Consider the following 2,003-nt stretch of genomic DNA (forward strand, 5'->3'; position numbering starts at 1 on the left):
GCCAGGAAGAACCGCGGGCCAGATGTGGAAAACCACCACCAGGGCAACGGCTATGCCACGCAGCCCCTGGATTTCAGGCCGCAATGCAACAGGCCCCTCAGAGTTTTCTGTCAACACCACCCGCCTCAGACCTGATTTCAGATCGGCTCGAACTTCACATCCGGCTGGTCGGGACCGCCGGCTTGCCGCAACAGCGCGAGAATGTGTTCGCTCCTGTCAACCTGCTGTCGCCTCCAGTTCGAGGCGTTAGTCACGTGCAGCCAGCCATCGACCACCATGAAAAAATCCTCGGATTGATCATGTCCCGCGCCGAAGCGAAGCGATTTGTTTTCGGCGAACCGAACCAGCGCCGGATCGATCGACCTGTAGAGCACCGGCCAGTTGCCGCCGCCGGAATCCATATGAAACTTGTAGCTCGGGGCGAAATCCAGCCGCCGCCGCAACAGGCTTCCATGGAAAAAACAGAAGCCGGGCCACAGGAACCAGCCGCCTGGTGTCGGCGTATCGCGCCGCACGCTGCCGTATAGGCTCTTGCCCTCCATTCGGTCGCGGATCGAAAATGGTTCAGTTGGAAAGATGTCATGATCGATGAAGCCGAAAAGCTTCGGCCCGAACCCAGGCAAGAAATTCCGCACGATCCAGTTGAGCGCTTGACCGTGCGATCTGCTGACGACCAGCCTGTTCTTCGGCAATGCCACATAGGGGACATGCTGGCGACGGCAGAGATCGCGGATCGCTTCCCTTGCATCGTCCTTGTTGCTGTTGTCGAAAACGATGTAGCTTTCGTGCTCGGCCAGGTATCTGCGTACCAGGTGGATTTGCCATTCGATCATTTCGGGCCGGTTGAAGGCTACGGTGGCTATGATCGTATCGCGGAAAGCCTGCTCTCGCCCCTGCAATTCGCTGACCGGCGCGGATGTCCTCAGGAAGCGAAACACCCGCCAATGATAGCGCAGCAGCGCCTCGCGTCTTGGCGGCCTGTTCAGCCTCTCCCATTCCGCAACGGTAATTCTGGGCTGATCGACGTCTTCCGGAGCGTCAGAAGCCACCATGTCGTGCTCCTGCATGTGCCGTTCGACGGCTCAGTTCTGCTGGATCGAAATGCCCTTGTCGTCGATCTTGAGTTCGACGCCCTTGGGTTTGGTCTGCTCGCGATAGACGTAGATGCCGAGGGCAATGACCACGACGACGAGCGCGCCAATGACGAGATAGAGCGTATTCTGTTTCATGGCGCGCTCTTTGCGTTGTCGAGCCTCAGGCTCGTTTCAGGACCTTGACCAGCACCAGCAGGATGATGGCGCCGATGGTGGCATGGATGATCGCGGCGAGAGTGCCGCCGCCGATGGAAAATCCGATCCTCGGAAACAGCCAGCCGGCGATGAACGCGCCGACGATGCCGACGATGATGTTGCCGATAAGGCCGAAGCCGAAACCGGAAACGATAAGACCGGCGAGCCAGCCGGCGATGGCACCGATGATGATGAAGACGAGCAGGCTTTCGACACCCATAGAGAGTTCCTCCGAGCAAGAGGGCGACGGCGGAACGGAAAGCTCCGAATCGGCCTCGATATCAACGGCTTCAGGCTATTCGAAAGCGACCAGCCTCACCAGCGGCGCCATCACTAGAGCAATTCTAGGAAAAGTGTAAAGCGGTTTTCCGTCCAAAATTGCGTCAAAACAAAGAGTTAGAGCAGCTCGCCGTTTCCGTGAAACGGTGAACTGCTCTAGTCGTCATCGTCGCTTGCGGCAGGGCGCCAGCTGGTCGGCTCGACCTTCTTTTGCGTGTGACTGTCGATATAGACCCACCAGCCGTCGTCGCGATATTGCGCGATGGATTCGTTGATCACGCCGTCGCTGTCCTTCCACGTGACGGAGACCTTGGAGCCGTCTGTCGGCGCGGTCGCAATCGGCTTTCTGTCCGCCATGTCATCATCCCCCAATTGCACCGACAAACTGAGCCGACAGAACGCCGCGGCCCGCATCCGGTTCCAGCCGGTACCGGC

At 58.9% G+C, this 2,003-nt stretch carries 4 protein-coding genes; all 4 read right to left on the bottom strand.

Going from position 1 to position 2,003, the window contains the following annotated elements; translation table 11 throughout:
- Positions 1 to 137: 137 nt before the first annotated feature.
- The 4 genes from EN906_RS32240 to EN906_RS32255 all read right to left on the bottom strand — a co-directional run bounded on the left by EN906_RS32240 (position 138) and on the right by EN906_RS32255 (position 1,925).
- Positions 138 to 1,052, bottom strand: a complete 915-nt coding sequence (locus EN906_RS32240) for a hypothetical protein (RefSeq protein WP_127272553.1) — start codon at positions 1,050 to 1,052, stop codon at positions 138 to 140.
- Positions 1,053 to 1,082: 30 nt separating this feature from the next.
- Entirely contained in the window at positions 1,083 to 1,229 is a 147-nt protein-coding gene (locus tag EN906_RS32245; protein ID WP_013529552.1) for a hypothetical protein, read from the bottom strand.
- A gap of 25 nt (positions 1,230 to 1,254) precedes the next feature.
- The gene (locus EN906_RS32250) at positions 1,255 to 1,509 is read right to left on the bottom strand and encodes a GlsB/YeaQ/YmgE family stress response membrane protein (RefSeq protein ID WP_013529551.1); all 255 of its coding nucleotides are present in this window, start codon (positions 1,507 to 1,509) and stop codon (positions 1,255 to 1,257) included.
- 215 nt (positions 1,510 to 1,724) lie between these two features.
- Positions 1,725 to 1,925 (bottom strand): hypothetical protein, encoded by a 201-nt coding sequence (locus tag EN906_RS32255; RefSeq protein WP_027037740.1) that lies wholly within the window; start codon positions 1,923 to 1,925, stop codon positions 1,725 to 1,727.
- Positions 1,926 to 2,003 lie beyond the last annotated feature (78 nt).

The sequence above is a fragment of the Mesorhizobium sp. M7A.F.Ca.CA.004.06.1.1 genome, assembly GCF_003999135.1.
Classification (GTDB): domain Bacteria; phylum Pseudomonadota; class Alphaproteobacteria; order Rhizobiales; family Rhizobiaceae; genus Mesorhizobium.

Excerpts from the sequence above, each read along its gene's own strand:
- EN906_RS32255 (WP_027037740.1), bottom strand. The coding sequence starts at position 1,925 with ATGGCGGACAGAAAGCCGATTGCGACCGCGCCGACAGACGGCTCCAAG.
- EN906_RS32245 (WP_013529552.1), bottom strand. The coding sequence starts at position 1,229 with ATGAAACAGAATACGCTCTATCTCGTCATTGGCGCGCTCGTCGTCGTG.
- EN906_RS32250 (WP_013529551.1), bottom strand. The coding sequence starts at position 1,509 with ATGGGTGTCGAAAGCCTGCTCGTCTTCATCATCATCGGTGCCATCGCC.
- EN906_RS32240 (WP_127272553.1), bottom strand. The coding sequence starts at position 1,052 with ATGGTGGCTTCTGACGCTCCGGAAGACGTCGATCAGCCCAGAATTACC.